21 protein-coding genes and 1 riboswitch are annotated in these 23,698 nt (G+C 74.0%); of the genes, 12 read left to right on the top strand and 9 right to left on the bottom strand.

All coding sequences use genetic code 11. The annotated features are described in order from the left end of the window. Nucleotides 1-91: 91 nt before the first annotated feature. From ACFYVL_RS23635 to ACFYVL_RS23625, 3 genes are read left to right on the top strand one after another with little or no spacing between them, the layout of a single operon-like run. Nucleotides 92-1,105, top strand: coding sequence for an AAA family ATPase (locus ACFYVL_RS23635; protein WP_389247900.1), 1,014 nt, complete (start codon nucleotides 92-94; stop codon nucleotides 1,103-1,105). Next, a complete protein-coding gene (locus tag ACFYVL_RS23630; RefSeq protein WP_389247898.1) occupies nucleotides 1,105-2,496 on the top strand; it encodes a DUF58 domain-containing protein in 1,392 nt (463 codons plus the stop codon). Before ACFYVL_RS23635 ends, ACFYVL_RS23630 begins: the two co-directional genes overlap by 1 nt. After that, nucleotides 2,493-4,910: a transglutaminaseTgpA domain-containing protein gene (locus tag ACFYVL_RS23625; RefSeq protein ID WP_389247896.1), complete on the top strand. Its 2,418-nt coding sequence runs from the start codon at nucleotides 2,493-2,495 to the stop codon at nucleotides 4,908-4,910. The genes ACFYVL_RS23630 and ACFYVL_RS23625 overlap by 4 nt, the downstream gene beginning before the upstream one ends. A 262-nt stretch (nucleotides 4,911-5,172) precedes the next feature. Here ACFYVL_RS23625 and ACFYVL_RS23620 read toward each other — a convergent pair whose 3' ends face one another. From ACFYVL_RS23620 to ACFYVL_RS23610, 3 genes are all read right to left on the bottom strand, one after another. Further along, the gene (locus ACFYVL_RS23620; RefSeq protein ID WP_389247894.1) at nucleotides 5,173-5,571 is read right to left on the bottom strand and encodes a DUF3040 domain-containing protein; all 399 of its coding nucleotides are present in this window, start codon (nucleotides 5,569-5,571) and stop codon (nucleotides 5,173-5,175) included. A 321-nt stretch (nucleotides 5,572-5,892) separates the two neighbouring features. Continuing rightward, complete coding sequence (locus tag ACFYVL_RS23615; protein ID WP_389247892.1) at nucleotides 5,893-6,666, bottom strand: methyltransferase; 774 nt, start codon at nucleotides 6,664-6,666, stop codon at nucleotides 5,893-5,895. 85 nt (nucleotides 6,667-6,751) lie between these two features. Then, nucleotides 6,752-7,333, bottom strand: coding sequence for an SAV_6107 family HEPN domain-containing protein (locus ACFYVL_RS23610; RefSeq protein WP_389247891.1), 582 nt, complete (start codon nucleotides 7,331-7,333; stop codon nucleotides 6,752-6,754). Between the two features lie 154 nt (nucleotides 7,334-7,487). Here ACFYVL_RS23610 and ACFYVL_RS23605 point away from each other — a divergent pair, with 154 nt between their 5' ends. The 5 genes from ACFYVL_RS23605 (at nucleotide 7,488) to ACFYVL_RS23585 (ending at nucleotide 13,903) form a co-directional block, all read left to right on the top strand. Further along, nucleotides 7,488-8,360 (top strand): ATP-binding cassette domain-containing protein, encoded by an 873-nt coding sequence (locus ACFYVL_RS23605; RefSeq protein ID WP_389247889.1) that lies wholly within the window; start codon nucleotides 7,488-7,490, stop codon nucleotides 8,358-8,360. Beyond that, complete coding sequence (locus tag ACFYVL_RS23600; RefSeq protein ID WP_389247887.1) at nucleotides 8,332-10,497, top strand: YhgE/Pip family protein; 2,166 nt, start codon at nucleotides 8,332-8,334, stop codon at nucleotides 10,495-10,497. Before ACFYVL_RS23605 ends, ACFYVL_RS23600 begins: the two co-directional genes overlap by 29 nt. Nucleotides 10,498-10,508: 11 nt before the next feature. Next, complete coding sequence (locus ACFYVL_RS23595) at nucleotides 10,509-11,123, top strand: TetR/AcrR family transcriptional regulator (protein WP_389247885.1); 615 nt, start codon at nucleotides 10,509-10,511, stop codon at nucleotides 11,121-11,123. A gap of 574 nt (nucleotides 11,124-11,697) precedes the next feature. After that, a complete protein-coding gene (locus tag ACFYVL_RS23590) occupies nucleotides 11,698-12,312 on the top strand; it encodes a DUF4126 domain-containing protein (protein WP_389247883.1) in 615 nt (204 codons plus the stop codon). 40 nt (nucleotides 12,313-12,352) lie between these two features. Then, nucleotides 12,353-13,903: a phytoene desaturase family protein gene (locus ACFYVL_RS23585; protein WP_389247881.1), complete on the top strand. Its 1,551-nt coding sequence runs from the start codon at nucleotides 12,353-12,355 to the stop codon at nucleotides 13,901-13,903. A 236-nt stretch (nucleotides 13,904-14,139) separates the two neighbouring features. Here the strand turns inward: ACFYVL_RS23585 and ACFYVL_RS23580 are convergent, their stop codons facing one another. From ACFYVL_RS23580 to ACFYVL_RS23555, 6 genes are all read right to left on the bottom strand, one after another. Continuing rightward, nucleotides 14,140-15,015, bottom strand: a complete 876-nt coding sequence (locus ACFYVL_RS23580) for a hypothetical protein (protein WP_389247879.1) — start codon at nucleotides 15,013-15,015, stop codon at nucleotides 14,140-14,142. A gap of 70 nt (nucleotides 15,016-15,085) precedes the next feature. Further along, nucleotides 15,086-16,021, bottom strand: coding sequence for a methylenetetrahydrofolate reductase [NAD(P)H] (gene metF / locus ACFYVL_RS23575; RefSeq protein WP_389247877.1), 936 nt, complete (start codon nucleotides 16,019-16,021; stop codon nucleotides 15,086-15,088). 144 nt (nucleotides 16,022-16,165) lie between these two features. Continuing rightward, a complete protein-coding gene (thiE, locus tag ACFYVL_RS23570; protein WP_389247875.1) occupies nucleotides 16,166-16,816 on the bottom strand; it encodes a thiamine phosphate synthase in 651 nt (216 codons plus the stop codon). Nucleotides 16,817-16,967: 151 nt separating this feature from the next. Next, nucleotides 16,968-17,333, bottom strand: coding sequence for an Rv2175c family DNA-binding protein (locus ACFYVL_RS23565; RefSeq protein WP_389247873.1), 366 nt, complete (start codon nucleotides 17,331-17,333; stop codon nucleotides 16,968-16,970). Nucleotides 17,334-17,417: 84 nt separating this feature from the next. Beyond that, nucleotides 17,418-18,587, bottom strand: a complete 1,170-nt coding sequence (locus tag ACFYVL_RS23560) for an NAD(P)/FAD-dependent oxidoreductase (protein WP_389248228.1) — start codon at nucleotides 18,585-18,587, stop codon at nucleotides 17,418-17,420. A 67-nt stretch (nucleotides 18,588-18,654) separates the two neighbouring features. Beyond that, nucleotides 18,655-19,041, bottom strand: coding sequence for a hypothetical protein (locus ACFYVL_RS23555; protein WP_389247871.1), 387 nt, complete (start codon nucleotides 19,039-19,041; stop codon nucleotides 18,655-18,657). A gap of 98 nt (nucleotides 19,042-19,139) precedes the next feature. Then, nucleotides 19,140-19,252, top strand: a riboswitch (TPP riboswitch). On the opposite strand from ACFYVL_RS23555, the gene thiO reads away from it, so the two are divergent. From thiO to pknB, 4 genes are all read left to right on the top strand, one after another. Then, entirely contained in the window at nucleotides 19,250-20,440 is a 1,191-nt protein-coding gene (gene thiO / locus ACFYVL_RS23550; RefSeq protein WP_389247869.1) for a glycine oxidase ThiO, read from the top strand. Its footprint overlaps the riboswitch before it by 3 nt. Next, nucleotides 20,437-20,655 carry a sulfur carrier protein ThiS gene (gene thiS / locus ACFYVL_RS23545; protein ID WP_389247867.1) on the top strand — a complete coding sequence of 73 codons (219 nt, stop codon included), beginning with the start codon at nucleotides 20,437-20,439 and terminating at the stop codon, nucleotides 20,653-20,655. Before thiO ends, thiS begins: the two co-directional genes overlap by 4 nt. 6 nt (nucleotides 20,656-20,661) lie before the next feature. Next, nucleotides 20,662-21,456 carry a thiazole synthase gene (locus ACFYVL_RS23540; protein WP_389247865.1) on the top strand — a complete coding sequence of 265 codons (795 nt, stop codon included), beginning with the start codon at nucleotides 20,662-20,664 and terminating at the stop codon, nucleotides 21,454-21,456. Nucleotides 21,457-21,691: 235 nt separating this feature from the next. After that, nucleotides 21,692-23,620, top strand: coding sequence for a Stk1 family PASTA domain-containing Ser/Thr kinase (gene pknB, locus ACFYVL_RS23535; protein ID WP_389247863.1), 1,929 nt, complete (start codon nucleotides 21,692-21,694; stop codon nucleotides 23,618-23,620). Nucleotides 23,621-23,698 lie beyond the last annotated feature (78 nt).

The raw sequence follows: 23,698 nt of genomic DNA, 5'->3' as shown, positions 1-23,698 counted from the left end.
GCCGGGAACCCTCCGGCCGGGCTGTCCGTGTTTCGGGGTGGGCCGCATGCGTCGTCGTGACGCCGGCCCGAAAGGGCCGAGGAGGGCCGGGGTGACGACCTATGACGATCGAGCGAGCCTCACGGATCTGACCAGCACGGCGGAGCGGGTGCGCGCGTCGGTGGAGGCCGTGATCGAGGGCAAGCCTGAGGTCGTACGGCTTTCGCTGACCGTGCTCCTCGCCGAGGGGCATCTGCTCATCGAGGACGTGCCGGGCGTCGGCAAGACGATGCTCGCGAAGGCCCTGGCCAGATCCATCGACTGTTCGGTGCGGCGCATCCAGTTCACGCCGGACCTGCTGCCGTCCGACGTCACCGGTGTGTCGATCTACGACCAGCAGCGGCGCGACTTCGAGTTCAAGCCGGGCGCGATCTTCGCCCAGATCGTGATCGGCGACGAGATCAACCGCGCGTCGCCCAAGACGCAGTCGGCGCTCCTGGAGTCCATGGAGGAGCGGCAGGTCACCATCGACGGGCAGACCTACGAGCTGCCCAACCCGTTCATGGTGGTGGCCACCCAGAACCCGGTCGAGATGGAGGGCACCTACCCGCTGCCCGAGGCGCAGCGCGACCGCTTCATGGCGCGCGTGTCGATCGGCTACCCGTCGCCGGAGGCGGAGCTCCAGATGCTGGACGTGCACGGCGGGCTCTCCCCGCTGGACGACCTCCAGCCGGTGGCGCACGCGCACGACATCGTGAAGCTGATCGACGCCGTCCGCAAGGTGCACGTCGCCGACGCGGTCCGGCGGTACGCGGTCGAGCTGGTGGGGGCCACCCGCAACCACCCCGACCTGCGGCTCGGTGCCTCCCCGCGGGCCACCCTGCACCTGCTGCGGGCCGCCAAGTCCTCCGCCGCGCTCAGCGGCCGGGACTACGCGCTGCCCGACGACGTGCAGGCACTGGCGGTGGCGGTGCTCGCGCACCGGCTGCTGCCGACCGCGCAGGCGCAGCTCAACCGGCGGACCGCCGAACAGGTCGTGCTGGACATCCTCCAGCGGACCCCGGTGCCCACCGGGAACACCCCTGCTCCGCCGTACCACGGCTCGCCCGGCGCCCGGTCGCTGTGATGCAGGCCGGGGGGCCCGCGGCCGAGCCCGGGGAGAAGGAGGGCGGGGTGCGGGCCGCGCTGGCCGGGCTGACCACCCGCGGCCGGTCGTTCCTGGCGGCCGGTCTCGCCGCGGCGGTCTGCGCGTACGTGCTGGGGCAGGGCGATCTGCTCCGGGTCGGGGTGCTGCTCGCGGTGCTGCCCCTGATGTGCGTGATCGTGCTCTACCGCACCCGCTACCGGGTCGCGGGCAGCCGCCGGCTCTCCCCCGCGCGGGTGCCCGCCGGGTCGGAGGCCCGGGTGCACCTGCGGATGGACAACGTCTCGCGGCTGCCCACCGGGCTGCTGATGCTCCAGGACCGGGTGCCGTACGTGCTGGGGCCGCGGCCCCGCTTCGTGCTGGACAAGGTGGAGCCGGGCGGCCGGCGCGAGGTGTCCTACCGGGTCCGCTCGGACCTGCGCGGACGCTATCCGCTGGGGCCGCTGCAACTGCGGCTGACCGACCCGTTCGGGATGTGCGAGCTGAGCCGCTCCTTCAGCGCGTACGACACCCTGACCGTGGTCCCGCGCGTGGAGGCGCTGCCTCCGGTACGGCTCACGGGTGAGGCCAACGGGTACGGCGACGGACGGCTGCGCTCGCTCGCGCTGGCCGGCGAGGACGACATCATTCCGCGCGGCTACCGGCACGGCGACGACCTGCGCCGGGTGCACTGGCGCTCCACCGCGCGCTACGGCGAGCTGATGGTGCGCCGCGAGGAGCAGCCGCAGCGGGCCCGCTGCACGGTGCTGCTGGACACCCGGCGGGACGCCTTCGTGGGGGCCGGGCCCGACTCGGCCTTCGAATGGGCGGTCTCGGGTGCCGCTTCCGTGCTGGTGCACATGCTCGAACGGGGCTTCTCGGTACGGCTGTTGACCGACACCGGCAACTCGGTGCCGGGCGACGGCGCGGGCGGGTTCACCGGTTCCACCCAGGAGACCGCGGACTCGGCGGGACTGATGATGGACACCCTGGCGGTCGTCGGACACTCCGAGGGCGGCGGTCTCTCGCCCTCGTACGACGTCCTGCGGGGCGGCAACGAGGGCCTGCTGGTCGCCTTCTTCGGCGACCTCGACAGCACCCAGTCGGCCATCGCGGCGCAGATGCGCCAGCGCACCGGCGGGGCGGTCGCCTTCGTCGTGGACAGTGCGGTGTGGACCTGTGAGCCGGAGGCCGCGGCGGCCGTGCGCGAGCAGGCCGAGGAGCGGCTGCGGGGGCTGCGCGACGCGGGCTGGACCGTCGTGTGCGCGCCGCCGGGCACGCCGCTGGCGGAGCTGTGGCGGCAGGCGGAGGCACAGCGCAGCGGCGGCGGGGACGCCGCGGGGACGAAGACGGGGACATCGGGGATGTCGGGGATTTCGGGGGGCTGGTCATGAGCGGGCGCGGGCGGATGACGCTCTGCGCGCTGGCCGCCACCCTGATGGCGGCGGCGGCGCTGATTCCGCTGGTGACGGAGGCGGGCTGGTTCCTCCAGGCGGTCCTCCTGGTGGGTGTGCAGGCCGGGGTCGGGGCCCTGGCCCGCCGGGTGCCGCTGGCCAGGGCGCTGACCGTGGCCGTGCAGCTGGTGGTCTCGCTGGTGCTGCTGACCCTGATGTTCGCCGGGGGTCACGCGGTGCTCGGGTTCCTGCCGGGGCCCGACGCGGTCGGCGAGTTCGGCCGGCTGCTCAGCTCGGGGGCGGCGGACGTCAACCGGTACGCCATCCCGGCACCCGCCTCCGAGGGCATCCGGCTGATGCTGGTCGGCGGTGTGCTCATGATCGGCATCGCGGTGGACGCCCTCGCGGTGACCTTCCGCAGCGCGGCACCCGCCGGGCTGCCGCTGCTCGCCCTGTACTCGGTGGCCGCCGGCCTGTCCGGGGGCGGTGCGAGCTGGCTGTACTTCCTGCTGGCCGCCGCCGGGTACCTGCTGCTGCTCCTGGCCGAGGGCCGGGACCGGCTGTCGCAGTGGGGCCGGGTGTTCGGCGGGTCCGCGCCGAACCGGCTGCGGCAGAGCGTCGCCGGTCTGGAGACCGGCGGCAGCGCGCCGCTGGCCCCGGTCCGCACCGGCCGCCGGATCGGCGCGCTCACGCTGGGCGTCGCCCTGCTGGTCCCCGCCCTGCTGCCCACCCTGGACGGCGGTCTGCTCGGCGGCAGCGGCCCCGGGCGCGGCACCGGCTCGGGCGGCACCATCTCGGCGGTGAACCCGCTGGTCTCGCTCCAGGAGAGCCTGAACCAGCCGGTCGACCGCGAGGTGCTGCGCTACCGCACCACGGCGCAGCAGACGCAGGACCTGTATCTGCGGATCGTGGCGCTGGACCAGTTCGACGGGACGGCGTGGAAGTCGTCCGAGCGCAAGATCGGGGACGTCCCCGATCCGCTTCCGCCGCCCAAGGGCCTGAGCCCCGAGGTCCCGGTCACCGAGATCAGCACCAACATCCTGGCCGACCGGTCCTACGAGCAGAACTGGCTGCCGCTGCCCTTCCCCGCGACCAAGGTGAAGATCGGCGGGCGCTGGCGGTTCGAGCCGGAGGGCCGCACCCTGGTCGGCGACCGGGGGCAGACCACCAAGGGCGCCCGCTACGACGTCCGCAGCCTGGCCGTCCAGCCGACGCGGGAGCAGCTGGCGGCGGCCCCGGCCGCACCCGCCGACCTCCGCAAGGAGTACACCCGGGTGCCGGCGAACCTCCCGCCGGTGGTGAAGCGGACCGCCCTGGAGGTCACCAAGGACGCCTCCAACGACTACGAGCGGGCGGTCGCGCTCCAGAACTGGTTCTCCACCGACGGCGGTTTCACGTACGACACCCAGGTGAAGTCGGGCACCGGCTCGGAGGCCATCGCCCGCTTCCTGAAGGACAAGGAGGGCTTCTGCGTCCACTTCTCCTTCTCGATGGCGGCGATGGCCCGCACGCTGGGCATCCCGGCGCGGGTCGCGGTGGGCTTCACCCCGGGTACGGCGAAGTCGGACGGCACCATGTCGGTCGGTCTGCGGGACGCGCACGCCTGGCCCGAGCTGTACTTCGAGGGGCTCGGCTGGACCCGTTTCGAGCCGACCCCGACCCGTGGTTCGACCCCCGACTACACCCGGCAGGAAACCCCGTCGCAGGACCCGAGCGACTCGGCGCAGCCGACCACCGGTGCCTCGAACGAGCCGACCGCCTCCCCGCAGCCGACCGACAAGTGCTCGGCCGCCGACCGCAGGCTCGGCGAGTGCGGCCGGGAGGCGCAGGCGGGTCCGGTCGACCCGACCGACCGCGGCACCCCGACCGGTACGGTCGTGGCCGTCGCCGCGGGCGTGCTGGTGCTCCTCGTGCTGCCCCTGCTTCCCCTCTTGTGGCGGACCAGGGTGCGGGCGCGGCGGCTGGGTTCGGGCGGGCGTACGCCGTCGGACGCGGCGGACCGGACGCTGGCGGCCTGGCGGGAGATCAACGACTCGGCGTGGGACCTGGGCATCGCGCCCGACGGTTCCCAGACACCGCGCAGGACCGCGGCACGGATCGTCCGGCTGGGTTCGCTGGACGGCCCCTCCGCCGAGGCGGTGCACCGGACCGCCTCTGCGGTGGAGCAGGTGCTGTACGCACCGGTGCCGCAGGCGAGCGGCTCGCTGGTGGACGACGTGCACCGGGTACGGGCCGGGCTGCGGGACGCGGCGAGGGGCCGGACCAGGCTGCGCGCCCTGCTGCTGCCCCGCTCGGCCGTGCGGGTGGTGTGGGCGATTTCCGGCCGCGCCTCGGCGGTGCGGGAGCGGTGGAGCGGGAAGTGGGGGCGCTGGTCGGGCCCGCTGCTGAGGCGGGTGTCGCGCCAGCGGGGGTGAGGCGGGGGTGGGTTGGGGTGCGTTGTTCGCCCCCCCTGGGGCCGCGTTCAGGGGCGCGGAGCTGTTCGCCCCCGGGGGCCGCATTCAGGGGCGCGGGGACCCGCGCGAGCAACCGTGACGCACCCGCGCCTCCGCACCCGCCCCAGGAGGGCCCGCCACTCCAAGCCGCGGCGGCGCACACGCCCACGTACGCGCGAGGGGCGACCACCCCTCAGGTGGTCGCCCCTCGCGCGTAAAAGTGAGACGTCGGCGCACTCGCGCGCTACTGGCCGCCCTGTTCGTCGCGCCGGCGCTGCCAGCGTTCCTCTATGCGGTTCATCACCGAGCGGCGCTGCCTGGGCTGACGGCGGCCCGCGGGCGCCATGCCGGGAACGGGCTGCTCACCCGGTTTGGGAGCCTTGCGCCATCCGGTGACCGCGAGGACGGCGCAACCGAGCATGACAAGGAAACCGACGACGCTCACCCAGATTTCCTGGGCGACCATGCCGGCCATGAGGAGCGCGATACCCACCAGAAAGCCTGCGACCGCCTGGTAGACCCGTCGCCGGGTGTACGTACGCAGCCCGCTTCCCTCAAGCGCTGTCGCGAATTTGGGATCTTCGGCGTACAGCGCTCGCTCCATTTGCTCGAGCATTCGCTGCTCGTGCTCCGAGAGCGGCACGGAGTCCTCCTACTCGTCGGTCGCGGGGGGCGACCGGATGCGGCCCTTTCAGAATAGGCAGGGAATCGCCCCCGTGAAACCCGCCCTCTACGCCAATTCGCCAATCCGGGCCGCCGTGCCGGCTTGGCTGTTGAAGCGTGCATTCCCCAACGGCCGACCCGTCATGCCGACGGTGTCCCTCGATCATACGGGGCCCGGAGGCTGATCGGGGGGCCGGCGGCGGACTCCTTGCCCCTCACCTACCCGCCCTCGTCCCTGATCAGCCGCCGTGGCGGGGTCGTGGGTCCGGTCGGCGGCCGTTGCTCCGGACGGGCCGGGGGGCTAGCGGCCCTTGCCCTCGGCCCGCTTCTCGCCCAGTACGTGCAGCTGGGTGGCCACCGCGTGGAAGGCGGCCAGTTCGGCCGCCGCGGCCTCCAGCTTCATCAGGGCCTCCATCGCACCGGGCTCGGTGTCCACCAGGACGCCGGGGACCAGGTCCGCGAAGACCCGGACGCCGTGCACGGCGCCGACCTCGACGCCCGCGCCGTCGGCGAGGGCGCCGAGCTGCTCGGCGGTGAAGCGGCGGGGCACCGGGTCGCCCTCGCCCCAGCGGCCGGCCGGGTCGGTGAGGGCCTGGCGGGCCTCGTTGAAGTGGCCGGCCAGGGCGCGGGCGAGCACGGCGCCGCCGCTGCCGGCCGCGAGCAGGCTGAGGGTGCCGGAGGGGCGGAGCGCCGCCACCACGTTGCCCAGTCCCTCGGCGGGGTCGTCGACGTACTCCAGGACGCCGTGGCAGAGCACCGCGTCGTACCCCTCGCGCTCGACCACGTCGAACAGGCCCAGCGCGTCGCCCTGGACTCCGCTGACCCGGTCGGCGACCCCGGCCTCGGCCGCCCGGCGCTCCAGCGCGAAGAGGGCGTTGGGGCTGGGGTCGACCACGGTGACCCGGTGGCCGAGCCTGGCGACGGGCACCGCGAAGTTCCCGGTGCCGCCCCCGGTGTCGAGGATGTCCAGGGTGTCGCGGCCGGTCTCCTTGGCACGCTGGTCGAGAGCGTCCTTGAGGACCTCCCAGACCACGGCGGTACGCAGGGAGGCGCGGGGGCGCATCGGTTCCGACACGGCATTGACTCCTCGGGGAACGGTGCGGGCCTGAGCCCGCTGACAAGGCTCCGCCCAGCCTAATGGCCCCCGGACCCCGCCCAGGTCATCCCGCCTGCGCGGGGCCCGGTCCGCCCTCCCCGTGCGGCGGCGGCCCGGGGCGTGCGGCCGGGGTCGCGGCGGGGCCCGGCGACGGCGTCGCGGACGCCGCCGGGGCGGGTGGCGCCGGGTCCTCGGCACGGGCCCTGGGCAGCACGGGCTGCAGGACGAGCATCCGCTCGACCAGCCGGAGGAACATCGCCGCGTCGCGCACCAGGTCGTCGGCGTCCCGGGCGCTGGCGGCGCCCCGTATCCCCGCCTCCGCACGGGCCCTGCGCTCGGCTCCGGAGGCGAACAGGGCGCTCCACTCGGTCAGTTCGGGCGCGGTCTCCGGCAGCACCTCCCAGGCGCTGCGTATCCGCTGCCTGCGGCGCGGGGTGGTCTCGGGGCGGCCCCGGGCGGCCAGCACGGCGGCCGCGGTGCGCAGCGCGGCCAGGTGCGCGGTGGCGTACCGCTCGTTGGCGGCCTCGGTGACCGCGGCCTCCTCCAGGCCCGCGCGGGCCTGGGCGAGCAGGTCGAGGGCCGCGGGCGGCGCCGAGGCGCGGCGCAGTACGGGGTGGACATCGGCGTGGACACCAGCGCGAGTCATGACGAGCCTCCTGATCGTCGGGTAACGGCGCTGTGGCCGTATGTGCCCACTGTGAGGGACGCCACTGACAATCGGCCCTGAGCTGGGTCTTTGGTCCCGGGAAGGGAGGGCATACTTTTGAACTGACCGGTCAGTTCAAAAGTGGGGAGGGTGCGTGGACAGCCCGCACACGGGGACAGCAACCGCCGAGGGGGCCGCGGTCGACGCCGTGAACTTCGGCCTCAAGGGGCCGCGCGGCTGGGCCTTCCGGGGCGTGGACCTCTCCGCTCCGGCAGGGTCGTTCGTCGCGATCGAGGGCCCCTCCGGCTCGGGCCGCACCTGCCTGCTGCTCGCCCTGGCCGGACGCATGCGTGCCACCGAGGGACACGCCAGGGTGGGCGGTCTGCGGCTGCCGAAGAAGATGGCGGGGGTGCGCCGGATCAGCGCGCTGGGCCCGGTGACCTCGGTCAGCGAACTGGACCCCGCCTTCACCGTGAACGAGCACCTGCGCGAACGCGCGCTGCTGCAGCGCCGCCTGGACGGCCCGCTGCGCTCCCTGTTCCAGCGGCCCTCCGCGCGCCGGGCGGCCGCGCGGGCACGGATCGACACCGCGCTGAAGGCGGTCGGCCTGGACCTCGACACCCTGCCCAAGGGCGGACGGACCTCCGTGCGCGACCTGGAGCGGCTGGAGGGGCTGCGGCTGTCGGTGGGACTGGCGCTGATGGGTTCGCCCCGGCTGCTGGCCGTGGACGACGCGGACCTGAAGCTGTCCGACGCCGAGCGCGAGCTGGCCTGGGAGCTGCTGCGGTCGGTGGCGGCCGGCGGCACGACCGTCGTCGCGGTGTGCAGCGAACCGCCCGCCGACGCGCTGCGGGTCCGCCTGGGCGACGTACGCGAGGCGGCCGGGAAGCCGGGGACCGGGACGGGGCCCGGGGGCGGGCCCGTACCGGGCGGGCCGGAAACGAAGCAGGACATGACGCAGGACAGCAAGAAGGACTCGACCGAGGAGGGGGCGGCCGATGCGCTCGCCGAAACTGGCCGCGCTTGAGCTCAAGCGGTTCGGCAGGGGGAAGCTGCCGCGGGCCGCTCTGGTGGCGCTCCTGCTGCTGCCGCTGCTCTACGGCGCCCTGTACCTGTGGTCCTTCTGGGACCCGTACGGGCGGCTCGACAAGATTCCCGTGGCGCTCGTCAACGAGGACCAGGGGGCGACCGCCGGGGGCAAGAAGATCACCGCCGGTGACGAGATCACCGGGAAGCTGCTCGACAGCAAGGTCTTCGACTGGCAGGAGGTGAACGCGAAGGACGCCAAGGACGGTGTCGAGAGCGGCGCCTACTACCTGTCGCTGACCATGCCCTCCGACTTCAGCAAGCGGATCGCCTCCAGCTCCGGCGACTCCCCGGAGACCGGTGCGCTCCAGGTGGCCACCAACGACTCCAACAACTACATCGTCGGGCAGATCTCCCGCTCGGTGTTCTCCGAGGTGCGCACCGCGGCCTCCACGAACGCCTCGCGCGGCTTCCTCGACAAGATCTTCATCTCGTTCTCCGACATCCACGACGCGACCGCCAAGGCCGCCAAGGGCGCCAAGGACCTCGACGGCGGCATCGGCAAGGCGAAGAAGGGCTCCAAGGACCTCGCCAACGGGCTGAAGGACGCCAAGAAGGGCAGCGGCGACCTGTCCGGCGGCATCCGGAAGCTGGACACCGGCGCCGCCGACCTGGCGGCCGGCTCCAAGAAGGTCGCCGACGGTACGAAGCAGCTCGCGCAGAAGGTCAACGGGGTGGCCGGTCAGGTCCGCCCGTACCTGAAGGACGACGGCAAGTCGATCGCCCGTGCCGCGCAACTGGTCGCGGACTCCTCCAAGGCGGCCCGCCACCACCTGGACACCCTGGTCAAGGGCGCCCCGGTGGCCGCGGCCGACGCCCGCAAGGGCGCCCAGGACCTGGCCGCCGTGCACAAGCAGTTCTGCGAGAGCGCGGGCGGCGGGGCGAGTGCCCCGAAGGCGCCGTCCGCCGACGGGGCCGCCGCGGACGCACCGGACCCGGCCGCCGCCGAGGCGGCCCTCAAGGCGCGCGCCTGCCCCGTGCTCGCGCGCGGTGTCACCGCCGCGCAGAACGCCGCGAAGGTGGCCGAGGACGTCAACGCGATGGTCAGGGACAGCAAGGGCGAGCTGGCCACCCTGGACACCCGGCTCGCGGACCTCCAGTCCAAGTCGCAGGCCCTCGTCAAGGAGGCCCCGCACCTGGACGACGACCTCAAGGCCGCCGTCACCAAGGTCAACGCGCTGAACTCCGGCGCCCAGCAGGTCTCCCAGGGCGCCGCCAAGCTGCACACCGGCCTCGGCTCCGCCCGTACCGGCGCCAGCGACCTCGACAACGGCGTCGGCAAGCTGCGGACCGGCGCCAACGACCTGGACGGCGGGCTGTTCAAGCTCGCCGACGGCAGCGGCAAGCTGGCCGGCGGTCTGCACGACGGCGTGGACAGGATCCCGGACTACGACAAGGACTCCCGGGACAAGCGCACCGAGGTGATGGCCGACCCGGTCAAGCTGGCCTCGCAGTCGATGCACAAGGCGCCCAACTACGGCACCGGCTTCGCCCCGTACTTCATCCCGCTGTCCCTGTGGGTGGGTTCGATGGTGGCGTACATGCTGATCCAGCCGCTCAACCGGCGCGCCCTGGCCGCCGGGGCGTCCGCCTGGCGGATCGCCTTCGCGGGCTGGCTGCCGGTCGCGGCGCTCGGCCTGCTGCAGATCGCGGCACTGATGTCCGTACTGCACTTCGCCCTGGGGCTGGAGATGGCCCGCCCGGCCGGCACCATCGCCTTCCTCGCCCTGGTGACCTGCTGCTTCTCGGCGATCGTGCAATGGCTGAACGCGCGGTTCGGCGCGGCGGGCCGGATCCTGGTGCTGGCGGTGCTGATGCTCCAGCTGACGTCGGCGGGCGGCACGTACCCGGTGCAGACGTCGCCGACGTTCTTCAACGCGATCCACCCGTTCCTGCCCATGACGTACGTCGTCGAGGGGCTGCGCAGGCTGATCTCGGGCGGCGGTCTGGAACCGGTCTGGACGGGCAGCGTCGTGCTGGCCGCCTTCACCGCCGGGGCGCTGGCCCTCACCGCGCTGTCCGCGCGCCGCAAGCAGGTCTGGACGCTGGACAGACTCCACCCCGAGCTCAGCCTGTGAGAATCAACGCCATGGACAGCAGCAGCACGCGGCGCCGCAACACCCGGCAGAAGCTCTACGAGGCGGCCGTGACTCTCATCGCGGAGAAGGGCTTCTCCTCCACCACCGTGGAGGAGATCGCCGAGCGGGCTGGGGTCGCCAAGGGCACCGTGTACTACAACTTCAAGAGCAAGAGCGAGCTCTTCGAGGAGCTGCTGCGGTACGGCGTCGGCCTGCTGACCGCCTCCCTCCAGGAGGCGGCGGACGCCACCAGGGCCGGCGGCGGCAGCAAGGTCGAGTCCCTGGACGCGATGATCAGGGCGGGCCTGCAGTTCATCCACCGCTACCCGGCCTTCACCCAGCTGTACGTCGCCGAGCTGTGGCGCACCAACCGGGCGTGGCAGTCCACACTGCTGGTGGTGCGTCAGCAGGCGGTCGCGGTGGTGGAGACGGTCCTCGCGGAGGGCGTCGCGGACGGCGAGCTGAGCGAGGAGATCGACATCCCGCTGACCGCGGCGGCACTGGTCGGGATGGTGCTGGTGGCGGCGCTGGACTGGCAGGCCTTCCAGAGCGAGCGCTCGCTGGACGACGTCCACTCGGCGCTGTCGCGGCTGCTGCACGGACGGGTGGGCGGCGACCTGCGCTGAACGCCCGGCCGGGATACGGGGGCTCGCGGCCCCCGGCCCGGCGGGCCGCGGTCCCGGCCCTGGGCCCGGAAGGCTCCGGCCCCCGGTCCGGACATGAGGAACACCGGTGCGGGGGGGGGGGGGGGCCCCCCCCCCCCCCCCCCCCCGGGGGGTGGGCCCCGGGGCCCCGGGGGGGGGGGGGGGGCCCGGGGCCCCCGCCGGGGCGGGGGCCCCCGCGCGCCCCCCCCGGCGGCCCCCCCCGCCCGGGGGCGCCGGGCCCCGGCCGGGGCCCGGGCCCCCCCCCCCCCCCGGCCCCGCCCCCGCCCCGGGGGGGGGGGGTGCCGCCCCCCCCCCCCCCCCCCCCCCCCACCGGTGCGTTTCCCCCGTGCTCCCCGTTGTGTCCGGGGTCCCGCGCCGCTTCCGCCGCCCCGTGTCGGCGGTCTCGGCGCGGTGCCCCTTCCGTGACCCCCACTCTTCCGTCTGCGCTGGTGGGGCCCATCCGCACACCTACTCATCTCTCCTTCTAGGTACGGATACTCAGACCTGTGTGCTCAACCCCATCCCCGCGAGGACACGACTGGTTACGATCGCGTCCGTGTCCGTACTCCCCCTTGTCTTCACCAGCGGCTGGGCCAGCGGGATCAACGCCTACGCGGTGGTCCTCCTCCTCGGCATATTCGGCGCGACCGGCCTTTCGGACGAGGTGCCTGCCGCGATGCAGCGCACCGACGTCATGGTCGTCGCGGGCGTCCTCTTCCTGATCGAGGCGGTGAGCGACAAGATCCCGTACCTGGATTCGGTGTGGGACGCCGTGCACACCGTCGTCCGGCCGGTCGCGGGCGCGGTGGTCGGCGCGCTGCTGGCGGGGCAGAACGGGTCGCTGCCGGAGATCACGGCGGGCGCGGTGGGCGGCTCGACCGCGCTGGTCAGCCATCTGATCAAGGCCGGTACGCGGATGGCGGTGAACACCTCGCCCGAACCCTTCAGCAACATCGCGGTGAGCGTCCTGGAGGACCTGGGCGTCGCGGCGGTCATCACCTTCGCCATATTCCATCCGGTCGCGGCGGCCGTCGTCGTGGCGGTGCTGCTGGTGGCGGGTCTGGCGATACTGCTCTTCCTGGCCGGCCGGATCCGCCGGTTCTGGCGCCGGCGGGCAGAGCGCCGGGCGGAGAAACGCCTGGCGGAGGCGGGTGTGCGCCCTCCGGGCTGAGCTGCCGGGGCGGCCCGCGGGGGCCGATAGGGTCACCTGCATGGCACGGATTGTGGTGATCGGCGCCGGGCTCGGCGCGATGGCGACCGCCGCCCGGCTGGCCGTGGCCGGCCACCGGGTGACGGTGTACGAGCGCGGACGGACGTACGGCGGTGCGACGGGCCGGCTGGAGCGGGACGGGTTCGGCTTCGACACGGGCCCCGGCCTGGTGCATCTGCCCGCCGTCTATCGCGACGTGTTCGTGAAGACCGGCAAGGAACCCCTCGAAGCCCTCGTCGACATGGCCCAGGTGGACCCGGCCGTGCGGCACTTCTTCCCCGACGGCACCGCGGTGTCGCTGCCCAACGCCTCGCGCGGCGGCGTCGTCGCCGCGCTGGAGGAGGCGCTCGGCGCGGGCCTCGGCGAGCGCTGGGGCGAGTTCATGAACCGGGCCCGGGACGCCTGGGACCGCACCCGGCGCCCGCTGCTCGAAGAACCCCTGCGCGCCGACCCGCGGGTCCTCGGCCGCGACCCCTACCCCGCGGTGCGCGTCAAGCGGCTGCTGCGCCGCGACCGGCAGGCCGGCACGCTCGCCGAGGTGGCCGCCTGGGAGCTGGCCGATCCGCGGCTGGCGGCCCTGCTGGAGAGTTACGCCCTGTCCTACGGGCTGGACCCGCGCGACGCCCCCGCATCGGCCGCCGTGCTGCCCTACCTGGAGCAGACCTTCGGCAGCTGGTACGTGGCCGGGGGCACCCGGGAGCTGGCCCGTGCGCTGTACGAGCGGTGCCTGGCGCGGCGGGTGGAGTTCGTGTTCGGCGCCGAGGCGGTGTCGGTCGTGGAGAAGGACGGCCGGGCGGCGGGTGTGGAGCTGGCCGACGGGACGGTCACCGAGGCGGACTCGGTGGTGGCCGCCGTGCCACCGGAGCGGCTTTCCGCGCTGCTCGGCGGGCGGGCCGGGCCGGGGCAGGAGCCGGCGCGTGGGGCCGTTGGCGGCCCCGCGCCGGTGGTGGCGGGCCGGGTGCGGGTGTTCCTGGCGCTCGACGGGGCGCGGGAGGCCGGGGCCGTGCACCGCAGCGTGGTGCACTCGGCGCGTCGCGAGGGCGAACTCCAGGAGGTCTTCGGCCGGTCCGGCCCGCCGCCCGGGTCCTCCGGTGAGGGGCTCGCGCCGACCGTGTGGGTCGACCGCCCCGACGACCCGGCGCTGCGGCCGGACGACGGTCACGAGGCGGTGGTGCTCACCGCGGCCGCACCGGTGGCCGGCAGGGAGTACGACTGGGCGGCGCCGGGGCTCGCGGAGGCGTGGGCGGACCGGATGGTGGCCGCGGCGGGGCGCGCGGTGCCGGGGCTCGGCGAGCGGATCCGGTGGCGGGAGGTGCGGACGCCGGCCGACACGGCGGAGGTGACCGGTGCGGCCGGGGGCGCGGTGCCGGCGCCGGCGCTGGCCGGGCGGGAGGGACGGTTCCTCGCCCCGGGCAACACGACGCCGCTGGACGGGCTGTACGTGGCCGGCGGGTGGGCGCATCCGGGGGGCGGGGCGGCCCACGCGGGGATGTCGGGGGCGCTGGTGGCGGGGTTGATCGTGGAGGGGGAGGGGTTTCGGGGGTCGCAGTGAGGGGCCCTTGGGCGGGCGGCGGGGCGGTGGTGAGGGGTGGTGCGGGGGGGCGTCGCGGCGGTGAGGGTGTGCGGCGGGGGGGCGGGGCCGGGCGGGGCCCGGTGTGCGGCTCCGCCGGGGGCCGCCCCCTTGCCCGCCCGTTCCGCCCCCGGGGGCGGCCCCGCCGCCCCCGGGGGCGGGGGCGGGGTGGGAAAACATGCGGCTCCGCCGCCCAAGGGGGCTCGGGCCGGGGTGGGTCAGTAGCGGTATTGGGTGTTGGGGTCGTAGGTGGGGTGGGGGTGGGCGGCGGGTTGTTGGGGGGGTTCCGGGGCGAGCGGCTGTTCGCCGTCGCGCTGGTGCGGGACCCACACCCCGCCGGGCGGCGTCTCGCCCGGGTAGTTCTCCGCGTACGGGCCCGGGTACATCTGCTGCTGCCCGCCGTACGAGTCGTACTCGCCTCCCCCGCCGTACGCCTGGGTGCCGATGTACGGGTCGGAGTACGCCGCGTAGCTCTGCTGCCCGGTGTCGTACGTGCTGTAGGACCCGGTGTCCTGGCCCTGGCCGCCGCCCGGCCCGTAGCCGGGGAAGGTGCCGGTGGCGAAGTCGTCGTATCCCTGTGCCTGGTGGTCGGCGGACTGCGCCGGGGCGTAGGACGCCGCGGTGTCGTAGCCGCCGTACTGGCCCGATTCGTCCGGCAGTTGCTGCTGCGGCGCGTAGGCCGGCGGCTGGCCCTGTCCGGTCGTGTCGAAGCCGTGCGTCCCGTCGAACCCGGTACCGGCCGGCTCGCTCTGCGCGCCGTACTCCAGGTCGGAGACCTGGAGCGTCGGCTGCTGCTCGGCGGCCTCGCCGCGGCCCTTGCGGCGCTTGCTGGCGCCCGGGTTGCCGCCGATCGCCCAGCCCGTGGAGAAGCCGCGGCGGAAGGACAGCGTGACGTACGTCTGGCCGACCGCGAAGGCGACCGCGCCCGCCCCGATGACCAGGACGGACGGCAGCAGCACCCCGATCACGACGACGGCGAAGCCCGCGAAGGCGAGCACCCGCCAGCGCAGCCGCGCCTTGTACTGCAACAGCACTTCGCCGAGCAGCCACAGCGCGACCACGCCGAATGCGATGTAGAGGACCGTCCAGCCCATGTACGCCCCTCTCCTGCGGCCGCTGTTCCCCTGCTGGAACACGACGGCGCGAGTACAGCTGTGATGACTGCTACGCCTGCGCCGGAGATGACGCCTGCTCGTGCAGTCCGAGATTCTCGTGGATTTCGAGCGTCGCCGTCGAGTTGTTCAGCGTGATGAAGTGCATTCCCGGTACACCTTCGGCAAGCAGCGTCGCGCAGAACTCGGTGGCGAACTCGATGCCAATGGAGCGTACAGCGGCCGGATCGTCCTTGACCGCGAGGATCCGTTCTTTCACGGCGTCCGGGAAATGCGCGTTGCTGAGCTGCGGCAGCCGGTCGAGCTGTTTGACCAGCGTGACGGGCATCACCTCGGGGATGATGGGCGTCTCGCAGCCGGCCGCCTGGACGCGGTCGCGCATCCGCAGATAGCTCTCCGGCTCGAAGAACATCTGGGTGATGGCGTAATCGGCACCGGCCCGGCACTTGTCCACGAAGTGGCGGATGTCGGACTCCCAGTTCTCCGAGCGCGGGTGCATCTCGGGGAATGCGGCGACGCCGACGCAGAAGTCGCCGGACTCCTTGATGAGTTCGACGAGTTCGGCGGCGTACGTCACCCCTTCGGGGTGCCGGACCCACTCGCCCATCGGGTCGCCGGGCGGGTCGCCGCGCACCGCGAGGATGTTCCTGATCCCGGCGTCCGCGTACTGCCCGACCATGTTGCGCAGCTCGGCCACCGAGTGGTCGACGGCGGTGAGGTGCGCGACCGGCGTGAGAGTGGAGTCGGAGGCGATCTTCTGGGTGGCCTTGACGGTTCCCTCGCGGGTGGAGCCGCCCGCTCCGTAGGTCACGGAGACGAAACTGGGGGCCACCGCCTCGACCCGGCGCAGGGCGTTCCAGAGGTTCTGCTCACCCTTCTCGGTCCTGCGGGCCGAGAATTCGAAGGAAATCGACGTCTTTCCGGTCTCCAGCAGCTCACGCACCGTAAGGGCGCGGTCTGATCTGGTGGAAGCTGTGCCAAGGGCCATGCGGAGAGGTTAGCCAGCGGCACGGCGGACCCCCAACCAAGTGGCCGACAAAGGTCCGTTATGCCGGGTTCTTGTCCACCCTTCGGACAGTTATTCAGCCACGTGCGGCTGGTTGTCGACGGTGGCCCTGATCCGCCGGGCGGGTTACGACCTGATCCGCCGGGCGAGTTCGGCCGCGGCCGCGGCCGGGTCGGCGGCCTCGGTGAGGGCCCTGACCACCACGATCCGGCGCGCGCCCGCCGCGAGCACCTCGTCGAGGTTGCCCGCGTCGATGCCGCCGATGGCGAACCAGGGGCGGGGCTGGTCGAGGGAGGCGGCGTAGCGCACGAGGTCCAGGCCCGGGGCGTACCGGCCGGGCTTGGTGGGGGTGGGCCAGCAGGGTCCGGTGCAGAAGTAGTCGACGCCCTCCTCGGCGACGGCGGCGTCCACCTCGGACTCGGCGTGCGTGGAGCGGCCGATCAGGACGTGGTCGGGGGTGGCCCCGAGGATGGCGCGGGCGGCGGGCACCGGCAGGTCGCCCTGGCCGAGGTGGAGGACGTCGCTGCCGATGGCGTGGGCCACGTCGGCGCGGTCGTTGACGGCGAGCAGCTTGCCGTGCCGGCGGCAGGCGTCGGCGAACACCGCGAGGTGCTCCAGCTCCTCGCCCGCCTCCATGCCCTTGTCACGGAGCTGGACGACGTCGACGCCGGAGGAGAGCACGGCGTCCAGGAAGGCGGGCAGGTCCCCCTGCTCCTTGCGGGCGTCCGTGCAGAGGTAGAGCCGGGCGTCGGCGAGCTGCTCGCGAGGCGTGGGCATGGTGCGGTGTCCCCCCGTGGTGTGTGCACGGGTGTTCCCCGTACGTCGTGAGCGGCGGGGGCACGGGCCCGGGGCGGCCCGGGTCCGTGCCCCGCCGTACTGCGGAGCGGTGTCGTGGTGCGCCGCTCCGCCGTGGCGCGGTGCGGTCGCGTCAGAGGGCGAGCGCCTGGGCGCGGCGCTTCACCTCCGTGCCGCGATTCTCGCTCAGGGCCTGCGCGGGGGTGCCGGGCAGGGTCGGGTCGGCGGTGAAGAGCCACTCCAGCATCTCCGTGTCGGAGAAGCCGTCGTCCTTCAGGACCGTCAGCAGGCCGGGCAGACCCTTGACGATCTTGGTGCCGTCGATGAAGGCGGCGGGCACCTGGAGCGCGCGGTTCTCTCCGCGCCGGACGGCGATGAGCTGTCCTTCCTTCACCAGCTGGCGCACCTTCGTCACCTCCACGTCGAGCATCTCCGCGATGTCGGGGAGGTGGAGCCAGGCGGGGACGAGGGCATCGATCTTTGCGTCAATCTCGGTCACAGGACAAGCGTGCCATCCAGGACTGACAGCCGGTAACCGGGTCTGCCCGAAATGGTCCGTTCCGGCAGTTTCCCGCCACCGCGCCTACGCCTTCCTGACGGCCGATTTCAGCGGTACGGAGGGGTCGGCGGCCAGCGCCGGGTCGAGGGCGGCGCCCGCCTCGATCAGCTTGCGCCCCTGTGCGAGGTCGCGCGGGCGGCCCACCGCGAGCAGCGCCACCAGCGCCCCCTCGCGCAGCCAGCACACCGACCAGGAGGGGCTGGCGGGGTCGCCGCGCCACACCATGTCGTCGGCGTCCGCGTGGTGGCCCGCGTACTGCACGAAGCGGCCGAACTGCTCGGACCAGAAGTAGGGCACCGGGTCGTAGGCCAGGGGGGCTGCGCCGAGGATGTTCGCGGCGACCGTGCGGGGCCCCTGGAGGGCGTTGTCCCAGTGGTGGACGAGCAGGCGCCTGCCGTAGCGGCGGGAGGGGAAGGAGGCGCAGTCGCCGACCGCGTACACGTCGGGGGCGCTCGTGCGCAGGTGCGCGTCGGCGGTGACGGAGCCGTCCGGGCCCAGTTCGACGCCGGAGCCCTCCAGCCAGGCGGTGGCGGGTCTCGCCCCGATGCCGACGACGACGGCGGCGGCCGGCAGGCGGCTGCCGTCGGCGAGCAGCACGGCGCCGTCCTCCACCGCGGCCACCCGGGCGTGGGTGCGCAGCTCGGCCCCGCCCTCGGCGTACCAGTCGGCCATCGGGGCGGCGATCCGGGCGGGCATGGTCCCGGCGAGCGGCCGGTCGGCGGCCTCCACGACGGTCACCCGGCAGCCGGCCTCGCGGGCGGCCGTGGTGAACTCGGCGCCGATCCAGCCCGCGCCGACCACCACCACGTCGCTCTGCGCGTCCAGCACCGGCCGCAGCCGCTGGGCGTCGTCCAGGGTGCGCAGCAGGTGCACGCCGGGGACGCCGACGGTGCCCGGCAGGGTGATGGGGTCGGCGCCGGTGGCCAGGACCAGGCTGTCGTACGCGAGGGGGCCGGTGAGGGTGTCGATCTCGTGGTCCGCCGGGCGCACGCCGGTCACCTCGCAGCCCAGCCGCAGTTCGACGCCGAGCGCCTCGAAGTCGACCTCGAAGGCCGAGCCGTCGGCCTTGCCGAGCAGGACGGCCTTGGACAGCGGCGGCCGGTCGTAGGGCCGGTGCCGTTCGGCGCCGATCAGCACGAGGGCTCCGTCGAAACCCTGCTCGCGCAGGGCCACCGCGGTCTGCACCCCGGCCATGCCCGCGCCGACGACGACGATTCGCTTCTGCTCGCTCACCCGACCACCTTAGTTATCTGACGCTCCGTCAGGACAGTGGGCCCCCGGCCGGGTCCCCTCCGGCCGGGGCGTCCCCGACCAGGAGTTCCTCGACCGTGCTCGTCCCACTGCCCTCCTGTGACTCCCATGCCCAGCTCTCCTCCAGCCGAACTCTGCCGTCGGCCGTGAGTACGACCGTGGAAAGGCAGTGGCCGGACGAGGTGGTGCCGTCCGTCTTCAGCTGTACGTACCGGAAGTCCAGGCGGTCCCCCGCGCGCGTGCCCACCAGATGTCCCCGCACGACGTCGCCGCCCGCGTAGTCGGCCCAGATCAGGCCGTCCCGCTCGTGGTACGTGAACCGGGTACGGGTGCCGACCTGCCCGGGGGCCTGGTCGGCGACCGGGGCGAGGAGGAGACCGTCGAGCGAACGGGGCACGGGGGACGCTCCCTTACAGCTTGTTGAAGCCAAGGATTAGGCTGGCCACCGTAAACCACCCCCGGGGGACCCTTCGCGGTAGCCCCGGCAGAACAGAAGACCGCACTCACGGGAGCCCGGCGGACCGGGCTGAGAGGGAGGCTGCCACCGCCTCCGACCGTACGAACCTGATCCGGGTCATGCCGGCGAAGGGAGGGGCTGGACGCCCATGCACACCTCTGTCGGAAGGCAGCCGTACGACGTCCTGGTCGTCGGCGGCGGCATCATCGGCCTGGTCACCGCCTGGCGGGCCGCACAGCGCGGGCTGCGCACCGCGCTCGCCGACCCCGAACCGGGCGGCGGGGCCGCCCGGGTGGCGGCCGGAATGCTCGCCGCCGTCACCGAACTCCACTACGGCGAGCAGACCCTGCTCGGCCTCAACCTCGCCTCCGCGCGCCGCTATCCGGCCTTCGTCGCCGAACTGGAGGAGGCGAGCGGCCGGGACACCGGCTACCGCACCTGCGGCACGCTGGCCGTCGCCCTGGACGCGGACGACCGGTCCCACCTGCGCGAACTGCACGCGCTGCAACGGCGGTGCGGGCTGGAGTCGGAGTGGCTGAGCGGGCGCGAGTGCCGCCGCCTGGAGCCGATGCTCGCCCCCGGGGTGCGCGGCGGGCTGCGGGTGGACGGCGACCACCAGATCGACCCGCGGCGGCTGGCCGACGCCCTCGTGACGGCCTGCGAACGCGCCGGGGTCGCCCTGTACCGGCTGGCGGCCGAGCGGCTGTCCGTCGCCCGGGAGCGGGCCACGGGCGCGGTCCTGGCCGACGGCACCGAGATCGTCGCCGACCAGGTGGTACTGGCCGCCGGGAGCCTCAGCGGGCGGCTCGCCGGGGTGCCCGCCGAGGCGCTGCCGCCGGTGCGCCCGGTCAAGGGCCAGGTGCTGCGGCTGACCGTGCCGCCCGCGTACGCGCCGTTCCTCAGCCGGACGGTACGGGCCGTGGTCCGCGGCAGCCACGTCTACCTGGTGCCGCGCGAGAACGGCGAACTGGTCGTCGGCGCCACCACCGAGGAACTCGGCTGGGACACCACCGTCACCGCGGGCGGCGTGTACGAGCTGCTGCGCGACGCGCACGAGCTGGTCCCCGGCATCACCGAGCTCCCGCTCACCGAGACCCTGGCCGGACTGCGCCCCGGCTCCCCCGACAACGCCCCGCTGCTCGGCCCGACCGCCCTGCCCGGTCTGCTGCTGGCCACCGGGCACTACCGCAACGGGGTGCTGCTGACGCCGGTCACCGGGGACGCCATGGCGGACGTGCTGACCTCGGGCGAACTGCCCGACGCGGTACGCCCGTTCACCCCCCGCCGGTTCGCCCCGGCCCCGTCGCCTTCGCCCGTACCCGAGGAGCAGCCCGCATGAGCCCTACGACAGCCCTGGCCGTGTCCGTGAACGGCGAGCGGCGGGAACTGGCCGCGGGCACGACCCTCGACACCGTCGTCGCCTCGCTCACCCGCGCGCACGCGGGCGTGGCCGCGGCGCTCAACGAAACCGTGGTCCCGCGCGGCCGGTGGGCGGACACCGCCCTGGCCGACGGCGACCGCGTCGAAGTACTCACCGCGGTCCAGGGAGGCTGAACCGGCATGGCCGACGATCTCTTCGAACTGGGCGGCGTCACCTTCTCGTCCCGGCTGATCATGGGAACGGGCGGGGCGCCCAGCCTGGAGGTGCTGGAGCGGTCGCTGATCGCCTCCGGCACCGAGCTGACGACGGTGGCGATGCGGCGGCTGGACCCGTCCGTGCAGGGCTCCGTCCTCTCCGTCCTGGAACGGCTCGGCATCCGTGTGCTGCCCAACACCGCGGGGTGCTTCACGGCCGGCGAGGCGGTGCTGACGGCCCGCCTGGCCCGCGAGGCGCTGGGGACGGACTGGGTGAAGCTGGAGGTCATCGCGGACGAGCGGACCCTGCTGCCGGACCCGGTGGAACTGCTGGACGCGGCCGAGACCCTGGTCGACGACGGCTTCACGGTCCTGCCGTACACCAACGACGACCCGGTGCTGGCGCGCAAGCTGGAGGACGCGGGGTGCGCGGCGGTGATGCCGCTGGGGTCGCCGATCGGCTCCGGGCTCGGCATCCGCAACCCGCACAACTTCGAGCTGATCGTGGAGCGGGCCGGGGTGCCGGTGATCCTCGACGCCGGGGCGGGGACCGCGTCGGACGCGGTGCTGGCGATGGAGCTGGGGTGCGCCGGGGTGATGCTGGCCTCCGCGGTGACGCGGGCGCAGGAGCCGGAGCTGATGGCGGGGGCGATGCGGCACGGGGTGGAGGCGGGGCGGCTGGCGTACCGGGCGGGGCGGATTCCGCGGCGCCGCTTCGCGCTGGCTTCGTCGCCGGAGGGGGGCGTGGCGGTGTTCGACCCGGAGCGGCCGGCGTTCTGAGGGGACGCGTGGGGCAGGGGGTTGGGGGCTCGGAGGCAGGGGCGGGTTCGCCGGGGCGTCCGGGGCGGGAGAGGTGCGGCTCCGCCGGGGGCCGCCCCCTTGCCCGCCCGTTCCGCCCCCGGGGGCGGCCCCGCCGCCCAAGGGGGCGGGGGTGGGCTGTTACAGGTCGGCTTCAGTACGGGAGCGGGGCCCTCACCCAGTCCGCCCCACGACCTGCGGCTCGTAGACTCCCTCCGTGGACACGACCCTTCAGGACCCCCTCGTCGGGCATCTGCTCGACAGCCGCTATCGCGTCGAGGCACGCATCGCCGTCGGCGGGATGGCCACGGTCTACCGGGCCGTCGACACCCGCCTCGACCGCGTGCTCGCCCTCAAGGTGATGCACCCCTCCCTCGCGGCGGACGACACCTTCGTGGAGCGCTTCATCCGCGAGGCGAAGTCCGTCGCCCGGCTCGCGCACCCCAATGTGGTCGGGGTGTTCGACCAGGGCACCGACGGGTCCTACGTCTACCTGGCGATGGAGTACATCGCCGGCTGCACCCTGCGGGACGTGCTGCGCGAGCGCGGCGCCCTCCAGCCCCGGGCCGCCCTCGACATCCTGGAGCCGGTGCTCGCCGCGCTCGGCGCCGCCCACCGGGCCGGTTTCGTGCACCGCGACATGAAGCCGGAGAACGTCCTGATAGGGGACGACGGCCGGGTGAAGGTCGCCGACTTCGGTCTCGTACGGGCCGTGGACACGGTCACCAGCACCACGGGCTCCGTCCTCGGCACCGTCTCCTACCTGGCCCCCGAGCAGATCGAGCACGGCACCGCCGACACCCGCGCCGACGTGTACGCGTGCGGCGTGGTCCTGTACGAGATGCTGACCGGCGCCAAACCGCACTCCGGCGGCACCCCCGCCCAGGTCCTCTACAAGCACCTCAACGAGGACGTCCCGCCGCCCTCGGCCGTCGTCCCCGGGCTCGCCCTCGAACTGGACGAGCTGGTGGCCGGTGCGACCGTCCGCAACCCCGAGGCCCGCCCGTTCGACGCGGTCGCGCTGCTCGGGCAGGCCCAGGAGGCGCGGGCCGCGCTGACCGAGGACCAGCTGGACCTCGTACCCCCGCAGGCGAAGGGCGCGGCCCCGCCGGAGGGATCCGATCCGGAGGAGCGGACCAGCGTGATTCCGCGCACGCTCCCCACCGAGCAGCACACCAGCCGGCTGCGGATGCCGCTGCCCGAGGAGCCGGAGGAGCCCCGGCGGCGCGCCGGACGCACCGGGCGCGGCGCGGCGCGCGACCGGCGCCGGCTGCTCGTCCTCGTCGTCGGCGTACTGCTGCTCCTGGGCATCGGCACCGGCGTCTGGTACATCAACTCCGGCCAGTTCACCAAGGTCCCGCTGCTGCTCAGCCAGTCCGAGAGCGGTGCCCGCGAGAAGCTGGACGCGGCGGGGCTGGACGTGAAGAAGGTGGAGCGGAAGTTCAGCGACACCGTCACGCGCGGCTCCGTCATGGACAGCGAGCCCGCCCCGGGCGCCCGCATCCGCACCAACGGCTCGGTGACCCTGGTCGTCTCGCGCGGTCCCGAGATCGTGAAGGTGCCCGACCTCAAGCGGATGCCGCTGGAGAAGGCGAAGAGCACGCTGAAGGACGCGGGGCTGGCGCCCGGCGTGGTGACCAGGGCGTTCAGCGAGGACGTCCCGCTGGGCACCGTCATCAGCACGGACCCGCGGGCAGGCACCGGCCGCTCCCCCGACACCGCGGTCGCGATCGTGGTCAGCAAGGGTTCCCCGGTGGACGTCCCCGAGGTGACCGGCCAGAGCGTCGACGACGCCACCCGCACCCTCGAAGGCCTCGGCCTCAAGGTCGATGTCGCCCCCGACCAGGTCAACTCCCCCGCGGAGGCGGGCAAGGTGGGCCGCCAGTCGGTGCCCGCGGGCACCCGGCTCGGCGAGGGCGAGCGCGTCACGCTCACCGTCTCCAAGGGCCCCCGGATGCTCCCGGTGCCCGACGTCCTCGGCAAGCACGCCGACGAGGCGACCCGCATCCTCAAGGCGGCGGGCTTCGAGGTGCAGGTGGACCGGCCGCTGCTGTCCTTCAGCAAGGTGATCGACAAGCAGTCGGTGGAGGGCGGCGGCCAGGCGGCCGAGGGCAGCACCATCACCATCACGACGAAGATCCTCTAGCTCGTCCGGCCGCTCCCGGGCCATTCCCCGGCGGCTCCGGGTCCGCCGGGGAGCGAGGGCCGTACGGGCGGGGCGGCG

The organism is Streptomyces sp. NPDC004111, assembly GCF_042874215.1.
Lineage (GTDB): Bacteria > Actinomycetota > Actinomycetes > Streptomycetales > Streptomycetaceae > Streptomyces.
This window is presented reverse-complemented; position numbering and strand designations above follow the sequence as displayed.